The sequence below is a fragment of the Pantoea phytostimulans genome (genome assembly GCF_046118715.1).
Taxonomy (GTDB): domain Bacteria; phylum Pseudomonadota; class Gammaproteobacteria; order Enterobacterales; family Enterobacteriaceae; genus Pantoea; species Pantoea phytostimulans.
Map to the genome: position 1 here is coordinate 2221294 of NZ_CP173698.1, position 19277 is coordinate 2240570.

Here is a 19277-nt window from a genome sequence, read left to right on the forward strand (position 1 = left end):
TGACCGAATGCGGCAAATCACAGGCGATTTGCCGCTCTCTTTTCAGGATCTGATGATATCGCGGTCACGCAGCAGGTCTAACAATTGGGCGGCGAGTTTTGTAACCAATTGTTCGCCATCAAGCTGAATTTCTGGCTGTTCTGGCGCTTCATATACGCTATCAATGCCAGTGAAGTTACGTAACTCACCGGCACGCGCTTTTTTGTACAATCCTTTCGGATCGCGCGATTCGCATACTGACAAAGGCGTATCAACAAACACTTCAACAAACTGACCTTTATCTAACAGATCGCGCACCATTTTCCGCTCGGCACGGTGGGGTGAAATAAAGGCAGTTAACACCACTAAACCCGCATCGACCATCAGCTTCGCCACTTCGCCAACCCGACGAATATTCTCTTTGCGGTCGTCATCACTAAAACCGAGATCGCGACACAAGCCGTGACGCACATTATCGCCATCGAGCAGATAAGTGCTGACACCAATACGATGCAGCGCCTGCTCAAGCGCCCCTGCCACGGTGGATTTTCCCGAGCCCGAAAGCCCGGTAAACCACAGCACCACGCCTTGATGGCCGTGCTGCTGCTCTCGCGATTCACGCGTTACCGGATGATCGTGCCACACCACGTTATCATCGTGTTGCGCCATTATTGACCACCCAACAGATCGCGGGCGTTCCAGTGTGGGAAATGACGGCGCACCAGCGCATTCAGTTCCAGCTCAAACGCACTGAACTCGCCAGTCGCGCGTGGCGCATCGACTTGCGGTTCATGGATCATGCCTGCGCCCACAGTGACGTTGCTGAGGCGATCGATAAAGATCATACCGCCTGTCACCGGATTCTGCTGATACTTATCCAGTACCATCGGCTCATCAAACGTCATCTCAACTAAACCAATACCGTTCAGCGGCAGGCTGTCGACATCGCGTTTTTCCAACGAGTTGATCTCAACCTGATGAATCACTTTTTCTACGCGACCGCGCGCTTTCTTACCGGCGATTTTAATGTCGTAACTTTGGCCAGCCTGCAGCGGCTGTTCAGCCATCCACACCACGTCAATAGTGGCGGCTTGCACTACATTTAGTTCAGCGCTGGCATCCACCAGCAGATCGCCACGGCTGATATCAATTTCATTTTCCAACACCAACGTGATCGCTTCACCCGCGCCCGCTTCTTGCAGATCGCCATCAAAAGTCACAATGCGCGAGATGTTCGACTCAACGCCAGACGGCAGCACTTTTACACGCTGGCCCACTTTCACCACGCCAGACGCCAGCGTACCGGCGTAGCCGCGGAAATCCAGGTTGGGGCGATTAACATACTGCACCGGGAAACGCATCGGTTGATGATCGACCACGCGATTTAGCTCAACCGTTTCCAGCACGTCCAGCAGCGTGGGTCCGCTGTACCACGGCATGGTTTGGCTCGGTGACGCAACGTTATCCCCTTCCAGCGCCGACATCGGTACAAAACGGATATCTAAATCTTCCGGCAGCTGCGCGGCAAAATCGAGGTAATCCTGTTTGATCTGCTCGAATACCTCTTGCTTGTATTCCACCAAATCCATTTTATTGATCGCCACTACCAGATGTTTAATCCCCAGCAGCGTAGAAATAAAGCTGTGACGGCGGGTTTGATCCAGCACGCCTTTACGCGCATCGATCAACAAAATTGCCAAATCACAGGTTGAGGCGCCGGTTGCCATATTACGCGTGTACTGTTCGTGTCCAGGCGTGTCGGCAATGATGAACTTGCGCTTTTCCGTAGAGAAATAGCGATAGGCTACGTCAATGGTGATGCCTTGCTCACGCTCAGCTTGCAGGCCATCCACTAGCAGCGCTAGGTCGAGTTTTTCGCCTTGGGTGCCGTGACGTTTGCTGTCATTGTGCAGCGATGAAAGCTGATCTTCGTAAATCTGTCGCGTGTCATGCAGCAGGCGGCCAATCAGCGTACTTTTACCGTCATCAACGCTGCCGCAGGTCAGAAAACGCAGCAGGCTTTTATGTTGTTGTGTGGTCAGCCAGGCTTCAACGCCGCCCTGGTCGGCAATTTGTTGTGCAATTACAGTATTCATCTGGCGTCTCCTTAGAAATAACCCTGACGTTTTTTCAGTTCCATCGAACCGGATTGATCGCGGTCAATCATGCGGCCCTGACGCTCGCTGGTAGTAGAAACCAACATCTCTTCGATGATCTCCGGCAGCGTTTGCGCTTGCGATTCAACAGCACCGGTCAGTGGCCAGCAACCAAGAGTACGGAAACGCACCATGCGCTGCTTGATCACTTCGCCAGGTTGCAGGTCAATACGATCGTCATCCACCATCATCAACATACCGTCGCGTTCTAACACCGGACGCGGCGCGGCCAAATACAACGGAACAATGTCGATGTTTTCCAGAAAGATGTACTGCCAGATATCCAGCTCGGTCCAGTTCGACAGGGGGAAGACTCGAATGCTTTCGCCTTTGTTGATCTGGCCGTTGTAGTTGTGCCACAGCTCAGGACGCTGATTTTTCGGGTCCCAGCGATGGAAGCGGTCGCGGAAGGAGTAGATACGCTCTTTAGCACGCGACTTCTCTTCGTCACGACGAGCGCCACCGAAGGCCGCATCAAAGCCGTACTTATTCAGCGCCTGTTTTAAGCCTTCGGTTTTCATGATATCGGTATGCTTTGCGCTGCCGTGAACAAAGGGGTTGATGCCCATTGCCACGCCTTCCGGGTTACGGTGAACCAGTAATTCAGCACCCATCGCTTTCACGGTACGATCGCGGAACGCGTACATTTCCTGGAATTTCCAGCCGGTATCCACGTGCAACAGCGGGAACGGCAGCGTGCCCGGAAAGAACGCTTTGCGTGCCAGATGCAGCATCACTGAAGAGTCTTTACCGATGGAATACATCATCACCGGATTGCCGAACTCCGCCGCAACTTCGCGAATGATATGGATACTCTCTGCCTCTAACTGACGCAGATGAGTGAGTCGTTTTTGGTCCATCGTTTTTCCTCTCAAGCCAGATTGACAACGGCGGACTCGCGAGTCCCCTGCTGTGCTGAATGTTGAAACCAGGCGAGCTGCCCGTGCAAATTGACCACTTCTCCAATCACTAACAGTGCCGGAGTGGGCGCAGATGCAGCCAGCGCCTCAAGCTGTTCTAAGGTACCGGTCAGCACCTGTTGATCTTGTCGCGTGCCGCGGCTGATGACCGCGACCGGCGTAGACGCGGCGCGCCCATGCTGAATCAACCCTTCGCTGATTTCAGCAGCCTTCACCGTGCCCATATAAATTGCCAATGTCTGACGCGAACGCGCCAAAGATGGCCAGTCGATGCCATCACCATCGGGACGGCAATGCCCGGTGATAAACAGCACGCTCTGCGCATAATCGCGGTGCGTTAACGGAATGCCTGCATAGGCTGTCGCGCCTGCCGCCGCAGTAATGCCAGGCACCACCTGAAACGGAATGCCTGCCTGCTGCGCCGCCTGTAACTCTTCGCCGCCCCGACCAAAAATAAACGGGTCGCCGCCTTTCAGGCGCACCACGCGCTTGCCTTGCAGCGCCAGTTTGACCAGCATCTGATTGGTCTCTTCCTGCGGCACCGAATGCGCACCCGCGCGCTTGCCAACACAGATACGATCGGCATCACGGCGAACCAGTTCCAGCACTTCATCGCTGACCAGATGGTCATAAAGCACGACATCTGCCAACTGCATCACCTGCAAGCCGCGTAAGGTCAACAGACCGCTGTCGCCAGGCCCCGCGCCGACCAGAATAATTTCGCCCTGCTGATTCGGCTCGTCGTTGAGTTCGCGATCAAGCGTCAGCTTCGCTTCATTCACATTGCCTGCTGCCATTTGGCTGGCGAACAAACCGTTAAAAGCGCGCTCCCAGAAACGACGGCGATCGGACATCCGCGTAAAGCGCTGTTTCACTTTATCCCGCCACTGTCCCGCAACCTCTGCCATTTGGCCTAAGTTAGCGGGCAATAATGCTTCGAGTTTTTCACGGAGCATACGCGCCAGCACTGGCGCGGTGCCGCTGGACGAGATCGCTACCACCAGCGGTGAGCGATCAACGATAGAAGGAAAAATAAAGCTGCACTTCGGTTGGTCATCGACCACATTGACCAGTTTTTGCCGTGCATTAGCCGTTTCGAATACCTGTGCATTTAGCGTATTGTCGTCAGTTGCCGCGATCACCAGAAACACGCCATCGAGCTGGGCGGGATCAAAATGCGTCGCCAGCCATTCCAGCTGTTGCATTTCCAACAGTTCATGAAGCTCGGGGCAAAGTTCGCGAGCAGCAATCTGCACGCGCGCACCCGCGCGACGAAGCAGTTCAATTTTCCGCGCCGCGATATCTCCACCGCCGACAACCAAAACCGGGCGGCCTTTGAGATCGGCAAAAAGAGGCAAATAATCCACGTTAACCTTAGTGTTGTAACTTTGCGTTAACGCGACTATACGTCCCGGTGTTAATCCAGATGAAATTACGAATTGGAATGAGTAGTTACTGAATGGAATAACGAATGCGAAAAGCTCAGAACAAAATGTGCTTAGCAAATGATCTTACTGGGCTTTCAGAGCGATTGAAATTGTGTAATCGGGGTCACAGTTTCATACTAAGCACAGAAAATTTTCGCTAATTTCTGTCATGAGATGAATTACAAGGAACGCCGTATGTTTGCCTCTTTCCGCCTGACCGCGCTCACTGCGCTGCTCTGTTGCGGTTTTATTTTTTCTGCCCAGGCTGCGACTGACACGCCGGGTCAATTTGCTGAACAGCAAGTCCGTCATATTGCCACCTATTTCCCCGGTCGCATGAGCGGCAGTCCGGCCGAATTAATGGCCGCCGATTATTTAAAACAGCAGTTCACCTCGCTGGGTTTTCAGACTAATACTCGTCAGTTCAATACGGGTTACGACTGGCACGACGCTGACGGGAAAGCGCGTTGGCATAAACTCACCGCAACCTCGGTGATTGCGGCCCGTACAGGCAGCGAGCCGCAGGAAATTTTAATCGTCGCCCACCTTGATACATGGACACCACAAAACAGCAGCCAGGCGAATCAAAATATGGGCGGCCTGCGCCTGCAAGGTGTAGACGACAACGCTTCAGGTTTAGGCGTCATGCTGGAACTGGCGGAAAAGCTAAGCAAAAAACCCCTGCATTATGGTGTGCGTTTTGTGGCGCTTAGCGCTGGTGAAGTTGGTCTGCACGGCATGGATGATTACGTTGCGCGCATGAGCAATAAAGAGAAGAAAAATACGCTGCTGGTTATCGACCTTAATAGCCTGATAACCGGTGATCATCTTTATTTCAACAGCGGCCTGAATACACCACGCGCGGTGCGCAAGCAAACCAGCGAGCGAGCACTTTATCTGGCGCGTGAATTTGGTATTTCGGCAGCGAGTCATCAGTTAAACCGTAAAGATTACCCCGGCATCAATGCATTCGATAAAGCGGGCTTTCCGCTAATGGATGTTACCGCCAGCAACTGGGCATTAGGGGCTAAAGATGGTACTCAGCAGCGCAGCCGCACACACCACTTCCCAGACGGCACCACACGCCATCAGACCGAGCGTGATAATCTGGCTTATCTGGACCGCTGGTTACCGGGCCGCATTACTCTGCGCACCCGAGACAGCGTAAAAGTACTGCTGCCGCTGCTCAGCGAACTCACCAATCCCAAAGTATGAGGATCTGATATGTACGTGGTTTATCTGACCTATTTTCGCCCGGTAGAAGAAGTAGAAGCGTTGCTTGAGCCGCATATTCAGTGGCTGGATCGCTATTTTGATGCTGACGTCTTTATTGCAGCCGGAAGAAAAGATCCGCGTACCGGTGGCATGGTACTCGTTAAGGATATCGATCGTGCCCGACTGGATACTATCCTGGCGGAGGATCCGTTTGTCGCGGTGGCGAATTATGATGTCACAAAGATCAATGTAACGCGCGCAGCAGAGGCATTTGCTGCGTTAAAAGGAATTTAAGTTAAGGCGCTGGCTGTGGATTTTTGGATCTGTGCTGGCTTTCCCCCATCCCTACCTTCCGCTGCTTGCGGGGGAAGGAGACGCTGCCACATGCCGCTTCATCACTAACATATGGCAGCATCGTCCTCCGCCATTTATGGGGGAGGAGCGAGGAGGGAAGCAAATGACTATTAGCCTTCGTGCAATCCGCACTCACGCTTTAAACCAAAGAAACGCGTCTCTTCTTCAGCCATGCCGGGTTCCCACTTGCGCGTGGTATGCGTATCGCCAACCGAAAGATAACCCTGATCCCACAGCGGATGATATTTAAGATTATTATCCTGCAAATATTGATGAATCTGTCGGTTATCCCAGTCGATGATCGGCAGCACTTTGAACACGCCGCGCTGCACGCCCAGCACGGGAAGATTCGCTCGGCTGCCTGACTGATCGCGACGCAGACCTGCAAACCAGGTTTGCGCGCCCAGCGTATCCAGACCGCGATTCATCGGCTCAACTTTGTTGATCTCGTTGTACTTCTCAATTCCTTCAACACCCTGCTCCCACAGCTTGCCGTAACGCGCTTCCTGCCAGGCAGGCGAAGTCTCTGCGCGAAACACTTTCAGGTTCAGGTTGAGCTGGTCAGCCAGCTCATCAATAAAACGATACGTTTCCGGGAACAGATAACCGGTGTCGGTCAGGATAACCGGTATATCCGGCTGTTGACGCGTAACTAAGTGCAGCGACACCGCCGCCTGAATACCGAAGCTGGATGAGAGCACGTAAGCGCCCGGTAAATTCTCCAGCGCCCAACTCACGCGCTCTTCAGCAGAAGATTTTTCCAGCTGAGCGTTGGTTGCGGCCAGCGCCATTGAGCGCTGTACCTTGGACATCTCATTCAGTGCTGCGAGGTCTAACTGACTCATTTTGCCTCCTGATCCCAAAAATCACGTGCTGGGTCCACTACCGGCGTCACAATCCCGGCGCGGATAACGAAGTCGCCAAAACCTTCTTCGCCCTGACGCTCTTTCGCCCAGCGTCCAACCAGCTCATCGATACTGCCAAGGATTTCATCCTCAGTAATATTTTCTCGATACATACGCGGGATGCGCGTACCTATGCGATTACCGCCGATGTGCAGGTTATAACGGCCTGGCGCTTTGCCCACTAAGCCGATTTCAGCCAGCATGGCACGGCCACAACCGTTGGGACAACCGGTAACGCGTAACACTATGTGCTCTTGGCCAACACCGTGTCCGTGCATGATCTCTTCGACTTTAGTGACGAAAGAAGGCAGGAAACGTTCAGCCTCAGCCATCGCCAGCGGACAGGTCGGGAAAGCCACGCAAGCCATGGAGTTTTCACGCTGTGGCGTGACGTTTTCCATTAAGCCATGTGCACGGGCAATCGCTTCGATCGCTGCTTTTTCGCTTTCCGGCACACCTGCCACAATCAGGTTTTGGTTCGCGGTCAAACGGAAATCGCCCACGTGTACTTTGGCAATTTCGGCGATGCCACTTTTCAGCGGACGGCCTGGATAATCGAGCAGACGGCCGTTTTCAATAAACAGCGTTAGATGCCATTTGTTGTCGATGCCTTTGATCCAGCCAATACGATCGCCGCGTGTAGTGAATTCGTAAGGACGAATCGGTTCGAAAGTTAAACCGGCACGCTTTTCCACTTCCGCTTTAAACGTCTCAACACCAACGCGTTCCAGGGTGTATTTGGTTTTCGCATTTTTGCGATCGGTACGATTACCCCAGTCACGCTGGGTCGTTACCACCGCTTCCGCCACGTCGAGAATCTTCTCAACCGGCAGATAACCAAACTCACTGGCGGTGCGCGCGTAAGTGGCTTTGTTACCGTGCTCAATCGACAAACCGCCGCCGACCAGCAGGTTGAAACCAATCAGTTTGCCTTTCTCTGCCACAGCAACAAAGTTCAGATCGTTGGCATGCAGATCCACATCGTTATTCGGCGGGATCACCACAGTGGTTTTGAATTTACGCGGCAAGTAAGTTTCACCGAGGATCGGCTCTTCGTCGGTGGTCGCCACTTTTTCCTGATCCCACCAGATCTCCGCATAAGCGCGGGTACGTGGCAGCAAATGCTCAGAAAGTTTCTTCGCCCATTCGTACGCTTCCTGATGCAGCTCCGATTCAACCGGGTTTGAGGTGCAAAGCACGTTACGGTTCACATCGTTAGCGGTTGCCAGCGCATCAAGACCCACTTCATGCAGCATCTGATGCGTCGGCTTAACATTTTTCTTCAGGATGCCGTGAAACTGAAAAGTCTGACGGTTGGTTAAACGGATGCTGCCGTAAAGGGTTTTATCGGTGGCAAACTTATCGATAGCCAGCCACTGCGACGGCGTAATGATGCCGCCAGGCAAACGGCAGCGCAGCATCATAGCGTGACGCGCTTCCAGCTTTTGCTCAGCACGTTCGGCACGAATATCGCGGTCATCCTGCTGGTACATGCCGTGAAAACGGATCAGCAGAAAGTTGTCGCCAGTAAAACCGCCGGTCAGGCCATTGTCGAGATCGTCGAGGATGGTGCCACGCAGATAATTACTCTGCTTTTTCAGACGCTCGGCGTCCGCTAATTTGCCTTCGACAACCAGCGGTCCAGGGTGTTTTTCGCTCATTAGTAAACGTCTCGCTGATAACGGCGCTCAATGCGCAGCTCACTTAAAAATTCGTCGGCCGTTTCACGATCCATTCCACCGTGTTCGACCACCACATCCAGCAATGCCTGCTCGACGTCTTTTGCCATTCGGTTAGCGTCGCCGCAGACATAAAGGTGCGCGCCCTCTTCAATCCAGCGCCACACTTCCGCCCCTTTGGCGCGGATTTTATCTTGTACGTAAATCTTTTCCGCCTGATCGCGTGACCATGCCAGATCGATATTGGTCAACAGGCCATCTTTCACATATTTCTGCCATTCAACCTGATACAGGAAGTCTTCGGTAAAATGGGGATTACCAAAGAACAGCCAGTTCTTACCCGAAGCATCTTCATTCTCACGCTGCTGCATAAAGGCGCGGAACGGTGCAATACCGGTACCTGGCCCAATCATGATCACCGGCGCATCCGGGTTGGCTGGCAGACGGAAGTTATCGTTGTGTTCGATAAAGACGCGAATCTCGCCATCTTCTTCAATGCGATCAGCAAGCCAGGTTGAAGCTCCGCCGCCACGCTGGCGCTCTTCGATATCGAAGCGCACTGCACTGACGGTGATATGCACTTCCGTCTCTGTTTCGGCCTGTGAAGAAGCAATTGAGTAAAGGCGCGGCGTCAGCGGACGCAGCAGCGTAGTTAGCTGCTCGGCACTCAGCTCAGCCGGTGCCAAACGAATCATGTCGACAATCGGATAACACTGCGCATATTTCTGCAGTTTAGCTTTGTCATCCACCAGCGACAGCAGCTCTTCGTTGCGCGACAGCGCCGCGTACTGCGCCACAATCTGCGCGGTGTTCACTGTCAGTTCGAAATGTTTTTGTAATGCTTCTGCCAGTGGCAAAGATTTCCCGTTAACGTCAACCGGTTCATCGCCTTTCAGCCACACCAGCTCAAGCAGTTCCTTAACCAATTCCGCATCGTTTTCAAACCATACGCCAAGCGCATCGCCAGGCTGATAGCGCAAGCCAGAATCACCCAGATCAATTTCGATGTGGCGAACGTCTTTGTCAGAATCACGGCCCGTGATTTTCTGGTTTACCGCAAAGCTGGCGGTAAGCGGCGCTTCTTTAGTATAGGGACTGCTGGAAACTTCATTTACGCTGCCTGCGGCTGTGGCAGCAGCTTGCGCTGGCGACTCAGTAGGGACACGTTTTTTCAGAATTTCTGTCAACGCGCTGCGCCAGGCCGTGGCCTGATCTGCGTATTCAACATCAGCATCTACGCGATCCAGCAGCCGCTCCGCACCCAGCTCCGCCAGGCGGCTATCAAAATCTTTACCGGCCTGGCTAAAGAATTCGTAAGAGTTATCACCCAGACCAAACACCGCAAATACGGTGCCGTCCATTTTCGGGGCTTTTTTCGACATCAGGAATTTATGCAACGCCACCGCTTCTTCTGGCGGCTCGCCTTCACCTTGAGTCGACGTCACGACCACCAACAGTTTTTCCTGACCGATCTGCTTGAATTTATAATCGCCCGCGTTCACAAGGTTGACGTTCAGTTTGGCCGCCAGCAAGTCGTCACGCAGTTGCTCCGCCAGTCGGCGTGCATTACCGGTTTGCGAGGCTGAAAGCAGTGTAATAGCTGGAATTTCAGCCTGCACAGGCGCCGCGCTGACGGCTACGCTGCCAGGCGTTTGATTGACCATTCCCCAGAAATAACCTGAGAGCCATGCCATTTGGGTAGTGGAAAAATCCGTCGTCGCCGCTTGTAAGCGAGCGAGTTGCTCCGGCGAGAGTGGGAGCATTGAACCTGGTGCCTGAGTCGTCATCGCGTTAAAAATTCCAGTATCAGAAGTCCGAACCGTAAAATGGCGGAAGAGTGGGTAGGTTACCGGGCCGTATATTAACGATTAAATACGCCTTCGACATAATAAATAACCAAAATGACTAAGTGGTTTTTCAGGTAAAGATAATCGGCAAAAGTGGTAAAAAAAGCGCTTATTTATCAGGCTATTAAACAAGCAGATGCAGAGAGAATTGAGCGAAAAAAGCGGCTTTGCGCTTTGCGGGTGCGAAAAATCTGCCTTTCAGGTAGAATTCAGCGGTTTTTAAAGTCTGAGAACCCTTATGTCTACCACGCTATTTAAAGAATTCCAGTTCGAAGCTGCACATCACTTACCGAATGTGCCTGAAGGACACAAATGCGGCCGTTTACATGGTCATTCCTTCCTGGTTCGTCTGGAAATTACCGGTGAAGTGGATGCGCATACCGGCTGGGTAATGGATTTTGCCGAACTTAAAGCGGCGTTTAAGCCGATCTACGATCGCCTTGATCACTACAATCTCAATGATATTCCCGGTCTGGAAAATCCTACCAGTGAAGTGCTGGCAAAATGGATTTGGGATCAAATGAAGCCGCGCTTGCCGCTGCTGAGTGCGGTGATGATCAAAGAGACCTGTACCGCAGGCTGCGTCTACCGCGGCTGATAAACGCTTTGCCTTTCACACTGCAGGTGCGCTAACCGCATTAATCGCGAGTTCGATAGGTTCTACTCGATTTACCGCCCGGTTGCCGCTTTCCTGCAGTTTGAAACGTCTGATCTCTGATTAAATGACTGCCTTCATCTTACTGTCATCATTGCCCTCTACGTTGTGGTCTCTTTCATTAAAGATCAAGAGAATCAACGATGAATCTGGTAAAACGCCTTTCAATTATTGCTCTGCTTGTTTCAACCTCTGCAGCCGTCCAGGCGGAAAACGTGCTTCATTTCCCGCAGCCTGACAATGTACCGGAAGAGTTTTTCGCGGTAACCGAAATCCCGGCGGGTGGAGTAATCAAATATGAAACCGATGCGAAAACCGGTTTTATCGTTGCCGATCGTTTTCAGTCGATGCCTGTTGCCTATCCCGCCAATTACGGTTCGCTGACGCAATCATTGGGCGGCGATAATGATCCACTGGATGTGATCTTTTACACTCGCGCGCCCTTGCAGCCAGGCACGTTGATCAAACTGCGTCCGATTGGTGTGTTGAAGATGATCGACGGTGGCGAAGAAGACGATAAAATCGTTGCGGTACCTGCCAGCAAAATCGATCCCACTTACGATGAGATCCAATCGCTAAGCGATCTGCCGAAGGTTGAAGTGCAGCGTTTAGAAGCGTTTTTCCGCGTCTATAAGCAGTTGCCGGATGGCCGCAAGAAAGTGGAGTTAAATGGTTTTCAAGATGCCGCAGCGGCGAAAACCGAGATTAAGAAAGCGTATGACGCCTGGAAGGCAAAACAGTAACGATCAGGGCGGCGCATTGCCGCCCTATCCACATCAGGCAATATTCAGATATTTGTGCGTTTGCATCGACAAGCGCCAGTTGCGCGCTATGCACGTTTCGATACAGAGCTTGGTCGCTTCATCTTTGCGGCTAATAGGCTGCAACGCAATGATGCGCGCCTTGCTGTCTTGCAGACCCGCCAGCAATTCATCTAATGCTTCCACATCGCGCTCACGTGCCACAGGATGTTTGATCTCATCGGCTCGGCTCAGCGCCTGCGCCAATACATCATAACCACCCCGCATGTTCACCTTCGGTGAAACGGTCACCCAGGTTTTTTCAGAGCACTGAATCTCATGCGTGCCGCTGGTTTCAATCTGACAATTAAAACCGGCTGATTCCAGCGCTTCAGTTAAGGGTCGCAGATCGAAAATTGCCGGTTCGCCGCCGGTAATCACCACGTGGCGGGCCGTCCAACCTTGCTGCTCAATGGCATTTAACAAAGTAGCCGCGTCAGCGTCGCCCCAGGCATCGCTTTCCACGGTTTTCACTAAAATATCGCCCAGCGACGTTTCCCGATCTGCTCGCTTTTCCCAGGTATGCTTGGTATCACACCAACTGCAGCCCACTGGACATCCTTGTAAACGGATGAAGATGGCTGGCACACCGGTGTAATAGCCTTCGCCCTGCAGCGTTTGGAACATTTCGTTAATCGGGTAGAACATTTTTTACTCGCTCGGAAAAATCAGGGCGCTGATTATGGCAGATTTGCGCCTCACAACAACAGCTGCTGATGCTAAAAAAACAAAAGCCCCGCTCGCTGGCGGGGCTTTATCATCAGGCGTTGCCGCTTTTATGCGGCATCAGCAGCCGATTACTGACCTTTAACTTCTTTCAGGCCATTGAACGGTGCTTTTGAACCCAGCGCTTCTTCGATACGAATCAGCTGGTTGTACTTAGCAACGCGGTCAGAACGGCTCATTGAACCGGTTTTGATCTGGCCCGCTGCAGTACCTACCGCCAGGTCAGCGATGGTTGCATCTTCGGTTTCACCTGAACGGTGTGAAATCACCGCGGTGTAGCCTGCGTCTTTTGCCATTTTGATTGCAGCCAGGGTTTCGGTCAGAGAACCGATCTGGTTGAATTTGATCAGAATGGAGTTCGCGATGCCTTTATCGATACCTTCTTTCAGGATTTTGGTGTTAGTAACGAACAAGTCGTCGCCCACCAACTGAATTTTGTCGCCCAGCACTTTGGTCTGGTAAGCGAAGCCAGCCCAGTCAGATTCGTCCAGGCCATCTTCGATTGAAACAATCGGATATTGCTTGGTCAGATCTTCCAGGAAGTGGGTGAATTCTTCAGAGGTGTAAGCTTTGCCGCCTTCACCTTCCAGCACATATTTGCCGTCTTTGTAGAATTCTGATGCTGCGCAGTCCATCGCCAGAGTGATATCTTCACCCAGTTTGTAACCTGCTGCTGCTACCGCTTCAGCGATAACTGCCAGCGCTTCGGCGTTAGAACCCAGGTTTGGCGCGTAGCCACCTTCGTCACCTACCGCAGTGCTCATGCCTTTGCTTTTCAGCACTTTTGCCAGATGATGGAAAACTTCAGAACCCATACGGATAGCTTCTTTCAGCGTTTTCGCGCCAACCGGCTGGATCATGAACTCTTGAATATCAACGTTGTTATCTGCGTGCTCACCACCGTTGATGATGTTCATCATTGGCAGCGGCATAGAGAATTTGCCTGGCGTGCCGTTCAGTTCAGCGATGTGCTCATACAGCGGCTGGCCTTTAGAGGCAGCAGCAGCTTTAGCAGCAGCCAGTGAAACAGCCAGAATGGCGTTTGCACCGAAGTTGGATTTGTTCTCAGTACCGTCCAGGTCGATCATGATTTTATCGATGTTCGCCTGATCTTTCGCGTCTTTGCCTTTTACCGCTTCAGCAATCGGACCGTTTACCGCAGCAACAGCTTTGGTTACGCCTTTGCCCAGGAAACGAGATTTGTCACCGTCACGCAGTTCCAGCGCTTCGCGTGAACCGGTAGAAGCCCCTGATGGCGCTGCTGCCAGACCTACGAAACCGCCTTCCAGATGCACTTCTGCTTCAACAGTCGGGTTACCACGTGAGTCGATAATTTCGCGACCGATGACTTTTACGATTTTGGACATTACGATTTTCCTCAGTACAAGTTAGTCAATCCTAAGACAAGCAACGCGCGAAAAGTTCGCGCGTTGCTCGTGAAACTTACTTCGCTAAACGCTTCTGGTACTCATGCGCGGCTTTTACAAAGCCAGCAAACAGCGGGTGACCATCACGTGGGGTCGACGTGAATTCCGGGTGGAACTGACAAGCTACAAACCATGGGTGATTCGGGATCTCAATGATCTCCACCAGCTGGTCGTCGCCAGAACGTCCCGCAATACGCAGACCTGCAGCCTCAATCGGCTTCAACAACATATTGTTGACTTCATAGCGATGGCGATGGCGCTCAACAATGGTGTCAGTACCGTACAGCTGACGTACTTTGCTGTCTGGCGTTAACTGACAAGGCTGGCTGCCAAGGCGCATGGTGCCGCCGAGATCGCTCTGCTCAGTACGGACTTCAACGTTGCCGTTTTCATCACGCCATTCGGTAATTAACGCAACCACCGGATATTTACAGTCTGGCACAAATTCCGTGGAGTTGGCGCCTTCGAGGCCAGCAACGTTACGGGCAAACTCCATCAGCGCAACCTGCATGCCAAGACAAATACCTAAATACGGTACGTTGTTTTCGCGCGCATATTGCGCGGTCATCAACTTGCCTTCGACGCCACGGTAACCAAAGCCACCCGGGATCAGAATCGCATCTAAATCTTTCAGAATTTCGACACCGCGTGATTCAACATCCTGCGAGTCGATCAATTTGATATTTACAGTGACGCGATTTTTCAGGCCACCGTGTTTCAACGCTTCAATAACAGATTTATACGCATCCGGCAGTTCAACGTACTTGCCAACCATACCAATGTTGACTTCGCCGCCTGGATTCGCTTCTTCATAAATTACCTGCTCCCACTCAGCCAGATTGGCTTCCGGTGCGTTCAGGTTGAAGCGCTTACAGATGTAATCATCCAGGCCCTGCGATTTCAGCATGCCCGGAATCTTGTAAATGGAGTCAACATCTTTCAGCGAGATAACGGCTTTTTCCGGCACGTTACAGAACAGCGCAATTTTAGCGCGTTCGTTGGCAGGCACAGCGCGGTCGGAACGACAGATCAACACGTCCGGCTGAATACCAATGGAAAGCAATTCTTTCACTGAGTGCTGCGTCGGTTTGGTTTTCACTTCACCGGCTGCTGCCATGTAAGGTACCAGCGTCAGGTGCATGTACATGGTGTGTTCACGGCCCACATCAACTGCCATCTGACGAATGGCTTCAAGGAATGGCAATGATTCGATGTCACCGACGGTACCGCCGATTTCAACCAGAACCACGTCATGGCCTTCGCCGCCTTCAATAATGCGTTCTTTGATGGCGTTAGTGATGTGCGGAATGACCTGAATCGTCGCACCCAGATAGTCGCCACGGCGCTCTTTGCGCAAGACTTCTGAGTAGATTCGGCCTGTAGTGAAGTTGTTGCGACGCGACATGTGCGTGCGAATAAAACGCTCGTAGTGACCCAAATCCAGATCGGTTTCGGCCCCATCGTCGGTAACGAAGACTTCACCGTGCTGCGTTGGGCTCATGGTACCCGGATCCACGTTGATGTACGGGTCCAGTTTCATGATGGTCACGTTCAGACCACGTGCTTCGAGAATGGCTGCGAGGGAGGCTGCGGCAATGCCTTTACCCAGAGAGGATACAACCCCGCCGGTCACAAAAATATAATTCGTTGTCATGCTGAACCTGAGAGTTTAGGTTTAAAGACGGTGGAATAACCAGGACGGGAAAACAGTATACTGGAAACCGCTATCAGCCACAATTGATGAATCACTGCCATCCTCCAACGCAATGCTGCGGCTAACATAACGGATAGCAGTAAATGAAAGTTTGATGTATGTCACAAAGTTACTGTGACGCTGAATCGTGTAAGCTTAATTGGCTATTTTATGCGCAGAGGTGGAATAATCAGCTTTTCTCTCGCGTTTTAACCTGTTGCCAGGCTTCTTCCATTTGTTCCAGCGTTGCACCCGGCATGCTCAGACCTTGCTCAGCAATGATTGATTCAACCTGACGAAAACGACGTTCGAATTTATCATTGGCTTTTTGCAGGGCGGTTTCTGCTTTACTGCCCAAATGCCGTGAAAGATTCACCGTAGCAAACAGCAGGTCACCAATCTCCTCTTCCAGCTTTTGCTCATCAATCACCGATTGCTGCGCTTCATGCATCACTTCGTCGATCTCTTCATGCACTTTATCGACGACCGGGCCTAATGTCGTCCAGTCGAACCCAACGTTGTGACAACGCTTCTGAATTTTGTGCGCGCGCATTAACGCCGGCAGCGCTTTGGGAATGTCGTCGAGCGCGGAATGCTGCGCTTTTTCTGCACGCTCGGCGGTTTTGATGGCTTCCCAGTTTTTCAAAACTTCAGCGCTGTTATCCGCTTTGACATCAGCAAAAATATGCGGGTGGCGACGCTCCAGTTTATCGCTGATGGCGTGGCAAATATCGTCAAAGTTAAAGCGATGTTGCTCGTTGGCCATTTGCGCATAGAACACAACCTGAAACAGCAGATCGCCCAACTCGCCACGCAGATCATCAAAATCTTCACGCTGGATGGCATCGACGACTTCGTACGTCTCTTCTAATGTGTAAGGCGCAATGCTGGCAAAGGTCTGTTCGCGATCCCACGGACAGCCGTGTTGCGGATCGCGCAGGGTTTTCATAATGCCCAGCAGGCGATCAATTGAATTCATGGGGAAGATCCTTTGGGGAATGATTTTGAGTTGGATTTTATGCGTTTTATTACACTGTCTGTCTTTTGAAGTGCGAGGTTGTTTGTCCCCCACCTCGGTCCTCCCCCATAAATGGGGGAGGAAGATGCTGCAATATGCCCGCTCTGTACCTGCATGTGGCAGCGTCTCCTTCCCCCGCTGCGCGGGGGAAGGTCGGGATGGGGGACAGCCAGCACGCTCTTTCCTGACAGCACACTCTTTCTGACACCAAACTAAACGCGCATCATCAATGCAAACGGCGGGCATCAATGATATCGGAGACCTGATTCAGGCGCGCCAACACGCGGCCCAGCACCTGCTGGTTATAAATCTCAATATCCATATCAATCGTTGCCAGCTGCTTTTTAGTATCGCTGCGGCTGGAGACGCCCAACACATTCACTTTTTCATTGGCGAGAATGGTGGTGATGTCACGCAGCAACCCGCTGCGATCGTTGGCCGTCACGCGCACCACCAGCGAGTAGCCGCTGGAATAGCTTTCTCCCCACACAGCATCAACGATGCGCTCTGGTGCATGGGAAATCAGCTCAGCAAGCTGATCGCAGTCGGCGCGATGAATCGAAATACCGCGTCCGTGAGTAATAAAGCCCACAATGTCATCGCCAGGAATCGGCTGGCAGCAGCGTGCAATGTGATGCATTAAATTGCCGACGCCTTCCACCACCACGCGTCCGCTCTCTTTACGCGACGGCGCTGAGTAGGATTTTTGCGTCAGCTGGCGCAGCGCTTCACGATCCTGCTCTTCAGCACTCGGCTTGTTAAGCTTGGCCTGCAGGAAGTTTGCCATCTGATTAAGACGAATATCGCCCCCGCCAATCGCGGCGAGCAGCTCTTCTAGCGAGGTGACGTTATAGCGCGGCAGCAGCAGTTTTTCAGCTTCTTTCAGGCTGATATCCATCTGGCTCAGTTCGTTGTCCAGAATCTGCCGTCCGGCGAGAATATTCTTGTCGCGATCCTGCTTGCGGAACCAGTTATGAATTTTAGAGCGACCGCGGCTGGTGGTGATAAAACCCAGATTAGGGTTGAGCCAGTCGCGGCTTGGATTCGGCTGTTTCTGGGTGATTACTTCAACCTGATCACCCATCTGCAATTGATACGTAAACGGCACAATACGACCGCCAATCTTCGCGCCAATGCAGCGATGACCGATATCACTGTGTATGTGATAAGCGAAGTCCAGCGGCGTTGAACCCGCTGGCAGATCAACCACGTCGCCTTTGGGTGTAAAGACATAAACGCGATCGTCAAAGACCTGGCTGCGCACCTCTTCCAACAGCTCGCCAGAGTCAGCCATCTCTTCCTGCCAGCCGATCAGTTTACGCAGCCATGCAATGCGCTCTTCGTGGCCCGCTGAGCCGCGCGCATTGCTGGAAGAAGGCCCTTCTTTATATTTCCAGTGCGCAGCAACGCCCAGTTCGGCATCTTCATGCATCTGGCGGGTACGTATCTGAATTTCAACCGTTTTGCCTTTCGGGCCCAGCACCACGGTGTGAATGGATTGATAGCCGTTGGGCTTTGGATTGGCGACGTAATCATCGAACTCGCTGGGCAGATGGCGATAAAGCGTATGCACCGTGCCTAATGCGCCATAACAGTCTTGCAGACGCTCAGCCACAATACGCACTGCACGCACATCAAACAGTTCATCAAACGCCAGCGACTTTTTCTGCATCTTACGCCAGATACTGTAGATATGTTTTGGGCGCCCGTACACTTCAGCGCGTACGCCCTCTTTTGCCATCTCTTTACGCAGATTATCGACGAAATTTTCGATGTACTGTTCGCGGTCAATGCGGCGTTCATGCAACAGTTTGGCGATGCGCTTGTATTCATCAGGATGCAGATAGCGGAAGCAATAATCCTCCAGCTCCCACTTCAGTTGACCTATGCCGAGTCGGTTGGCCAACGGCGCATAAATATTGGTGCTCTCTTTTGCTGCCAGCACGCGCTCATCTTCCGGCGCGTCTTTCATTTCGCGCAGGTTCATGATGCGTTCGGCTAATTTCAACACCACGCAGCGGAAATCTTCTACCATCGCCAGCAACATGCGGCGAACATTATCCACCTGCTCGGAGGCCATTGAGTCATTATGAATGGCTTTGAGCTGGCGTATCGCATCCATGTCGCGTACGCCGTGTACCAGCGAGACAATGCCTTTGCCGACCGCTTGCTCAAGTTCCTCTTCACTCACCACTTCATCATTTGCGAGCGGGAAAATGAGCGCGGCGCACAGACTGTCGATATCCATACTGAGCATCGAGAGGATTTCGACCATCTCAATACCACGCCACAGCAGCAGAGATTGATCCGGATGGTTGTGCGTTTGGGCTTCACAATAGCGCCAGGTTTCGGCAAGTCGTTGACATGATTGCGGGTTGATCATGCCAAGACTGGCGATCCACTGGTCGAGGGCAAACTCCCCCGCCGTATTTAAATGCGCACTTCTAACCGCAACCATATCCTCTCCTGCACACCG

Annotated in this window: 17 protein-coding genes; 5 read left to right on the top strand and 12 right to left on the bottom strand. The window is 52.3% G+C overall.

Features of this window, described 5'->3' with window-relative positions; genetic code table 11:
• Positions 1-42: 42 nt before the first annotated feature.
• From cysC to cysG, 4 genes are read right to left on the bottom strand one after another with little or no spacing between them, the layout of a single operon-like run.
• Positions 43-648 (bottom strand): adenylyl-sulfate kinase, encoded by a 606-nt coding sequence (gene cysC, locus ACF2G4_RS10330; protein WP_215845762.1) that lies wholly within the window; start codon positions 646-648, stop codon positions 43-45.
• Positions 648-2075 (bottom strand): sulfate adenylyltransferase subunit CysN, encoded by a 1428-nt coding sequence (gene cysN, locus ACF2G4_RS10335; RefSeq protein WP_215845761.1) that lies wholly within the window; start codon positions 2073-2075, stop codon positions 648-650. The genes cysC and cysN overlap by 1 nt, the downstream gene beginning before the upstream one ends.
• 11 nt (positions 2076-2086) lie before the next feature.
• On the bottom strand, positions 2087-2995 hold the full coding sequence (gene cysD, locus ACF2G4_RS10340) for a sulfate adenylyltransferase subunit CysD (protein WP_243079071.1): 909 nt from the start codon (positions 2993-2995) through the stop codon (positions 2087-2089).
• Positions 2996-3006: 11 nt separating this feature from the next.
• Positions 3007-4422, bottom strand: a complete 1416-nt coding sequence (cysG, locus tag ACF2G4_RS10345) for a siroheme synthase CysG (RefSeq protein WP_409074780.1) — start codon at positions 4420-4422, stop codon at positions 3007-3009.
• Between the two features lie 255 nt (positions 4423-4677).
• Here cysG and ACF2G4_RS10350 point away from each other — a divergent pair, with 255 nt between their 5' ends.
• Positions 4678-5697: an aminopeptidase gene (locus ACF2G4_RS10350; protein WP_409074781.1), complete on the top strand. Its 1020-nt coding sequence runs from the start codon at positions 4678-4680 to the stop codon at positions 5695-5697.
• A gap of 9 nt (positions 5698-5706) precedes the next feature.
• Positions 5707-5991 (top strand): YciI family protein, encoded by a 285-nt coding sequence (locus ACF2G4_RS10355; RefSeq protein ID WP_243079069.1) that lies wholly within the window; start codon positions 5707-5709, stop codon positions 5989-5991.
• A 170-nt stretch (positions 5992-6161) separates the two neighbouring features.
• On the opposite strand, the gene cysH is transcribed toward ACF2G4_RS10355, so the two are convergent.
• The 3 genes from cysH to cysJ are packed head-to-tail and all read right to left on the bottom strand — an operon-like array spanning position 6162 to position 10422.
• Positions 6162-6896, bottom strand: coding sequence for a phosphoadenosine phosphosulfate reductase (cysH, locus tag ACF2G4_RS10360; protein ID WP_215845757.1), 735 nt, complete (start codon positions 6894-6896; stop codon positions 6162-6164).
• Positions 6893-8617 carry an assimilatory sulfite reductase (NADPH) hemoprotein subunit gene (cysI, locus tag ACF2G4_RS10365; protein ID WP_409074782.1) on the bottom strand — a complete coding sequence of 575 codons (1725 nt, stop codon included), beginning with the start codon at positions 8615-8617 and terminating at the stop codon, positions 6893-6895. The genes cysH and cysI overlap by 4 nt, the downstream gene beginning before the upstream one ends.
• Complete coding sequence (gene cysJ, locus ACF2G4_RS10370) at positions 8617-10422, bottom strand: NADPH-dependent assimilatory sulfite reductase flavoprotein subunit (RefSeq protein WP_409074783.1); 1806 nt, start codon at positions 10420-10422, stop codon at positions 8617-8619. Before cysJ ends, cysI begins: the two co-directional genes overlap by 1 nt.
• 298 nt (positions 10423-10720) lie before the next feature.
• On the opposite strand from cysJ, the gene queD reads away from it, so the two are divergent.
• Both queD and ACF2G4_RS10380 read left to right on the top strand, forming a co-directional pair.
• Entirely contained in the window at positions 10721-11080 is a 360-nt protein-coding gene (gene queD, locus ACF2G4_RS10375) for a 6-carboxytetrahydropterin synthase QueD (protein ID WP_215845754.1), read from the top strand.
• A gap of 200 nt (positions 11081-11280) precedes the next feature.
• Positions 11281-11880 carry an inorganic diphosphatase gene (locus tag ACF2G4_RS10380; protein ID WP_409074784.1) on the top strand — a complete coding sequence of 200 codons (600 nt, stop codon included), beginning with the start codon at positions 11281-11283 and terminating at the stop codon, positions 11878-11880.
• A 33-nt stretch (positions 11881-11913) separates the two neighbouring features.
• Here ACF2G4_RS10380 and queE read toward each other — a convergent pair whose 3' ends face one another.
• Positions 11914-12585 carry a 7-carboxy-7-deazaguanine synthase QueE gene (gene queE / locus ACF2G4_RS10385; protein ID WP_243079066.1) on the bottom strand — a complete coding sequence of 224 codons (672 nt, stop codon included), beginning with the start codon at positions 12583-12585 and terminating at the stop codon, positions 11914-11916.
• A 34-nt stretch (positions 12586-12619) separates the two neighbouring features.
• On the opposite strand from queE, the gene ACF2G4_RS10390 reads away from it, so the two are divergent.
• Positions 12620-12748 (top strand): hypothetical protein, encoded by a 129-nt coding sequence (locus tag ACF2G4_RS10390; RefSeq protein WP_279234007.1) that lies wholly within the window; start codon positions 12620-12622, stop codon positions 12746-12748.
• Here ACF2G4_RS10390 and eno read toward each other — a convergent pair.
• The 4 genes from eno to relA all read right to left on the bottom strand — a co-directional run bounded on the left by eno (position 12735) and on the right by relA (position 19259).
• Positions 12735-14030 carry a phosphopyruvate hydratase gene (gene eno, locus ACF2G4_RS10395; protein ID WP_215845750.1) on the bottom strand — a complete coding sequence of 432 codons (1296 nt, stop codon included), beginning with the start codon at positions 14028-14030 and terminating at the stop codon, positions 12735-12737. The two genes, ACF2G4_RS10390 and eno, sit on opposite strands and share 14 nt — an antisense overlap.
• Before the next feature lie 76 nt (positions 14031-14106).
• A complete protein-coding gene (gene pyrG / locus ACF2G4_RS10400) occupies positions 14107-15744 on the bottom strand; it encodes a glutamine hydrolyzing CTP synthase (RefSeq protein WP_215845749.1) in 1638 nt (545 codons plus the stop codon).
• 229 nt (positions 15745-15973) lie between these two features.
• Positions 15974-16762, bottom strand: a complete 789-nt coding sequence (mazG, locus tag ACF2G4_RS10405; protein WP_243079064.1) for a nucleoside triphosphate pyrophosphohydrolase — start codon at positions 16760-16762, stop codon at positions 15974-15976.
• Between the two features lie 265 nt (positions 16763-17027).
• The gene (gene relA / locus ACF2G4_RS10410; RefSeq protein ID WP_215845747.1) at positions 17028-19259 is read right to left on the bottom strand and encodes a GTP diphosphokinase; all 2232 of its coding nucleotides are present in this window, start codon (positions 19257-19259) and stop codon (positions 17028-17030) included.
• Positions 19260-19277 lie beyond the last annotated feature (18 nt).

Coding starts and splice junctions, on each gene's coding strand:
- pyrG (WP_215845749.1), bottom strand. CDS start 15,744: ATGACAACGAATTATATTTTTGTGACCGGCGGGGTTGTATCCTCTCTG.
- ACF2G4_RS10380 (WP_409074784.1), top strand. CDS start 11,281: ATGAATCTGGTAAAACGCCTTTCAATTATTGCTCTGCTTGTTTCAACC.
- cysJ (WP_409074783.1), bottom strand. CDS start 10,422: ATGACGACTCAGGCACCAGGTTCAATGCTCCCACTCTCGCCGGAGCAA.
- ACF2G4_RS10390 (WP_279234007.1), top strand. CDS start 12,620: ATGGCAGATTTGCGCCTCACAACAACAGCTGCTGATGCTAAAAAAACA.
- ACF2G4_RS10350 (WP_409074781.1), top strand. CDS start 4,678: ATGTTTGCCTCTTTCCGCCTGACCGCGCTCACTGCGCTGCTCTGTTGC.
- cysC (WP_215845762.1), bottom strand. CDS start 648: ATGGCGCAACACGATGATAACGTGGTGTGGCACGATCATCCGGTAACG.
- queE (WP_243079066.1), bottom strand. CDS start 12,585: ATGTTCTACCCGATTAACGAAATGTTCCAAACGCTGCAGGGCGAAGGC.
- mazG (WP_243079064.1), bottom strand. CDS start 16,762: ATGAATTCAATTGATCGCCTGCTGGGCATTATGAAAACCCTGCGCGAT.
- queD (WP_215845754.1), top strand. CDS start 10,721: ATGTCTACCACGCTATTTAAAGAATTCCAGTTCGAAGCTGCACATCAC.
- cysN (WP_215845761.1), bottom strand. CDS start 2,075: ATGAATACTGTAATTGCACAACAAATTGCCGACCAGGGCGGCGTTGAA.
- eno (WP_215845750.1), bottom strand. CDS start 14,030: ATGTCCAAAATCGTAAAAGTCATCGGTCGCGAAATTATCGACTCACGT.
- cysI (WP_409074782.1), bottom strand. CDS start 8,617: ATGAGCGAAAAACACCCTGGACCGCTGGTTGTCGAAGGCAAATTAGCG.
- cysD (WP_243079071.1), bottom strand. CDS start 2,995: ATGGACCAAAAACGACTCACTCATCTGCGTCAGTTAGAGGCAGAGAGT.
- ACF2G4_RS10355 (WP_243079069.1), top strand. CDS start 5,707: ATGTACGTGGTTTATCTGACCTATTTTCGCCCGGTAGAAGAAGTAGAA.
- relA (WP_215845747.1), bottom strand. CDS start 19,259: ATGGTTGCGGTTAGAAGTGCGCATTTAAATACGGCGGGGGAGTTTGCC.
- cysH (WP_215845757.1), bottom strand. CDS start 6,896: ATGAGTCAGTTAGACCTCGCAGCACTGAATGAGATGTCCAAGGTACAG.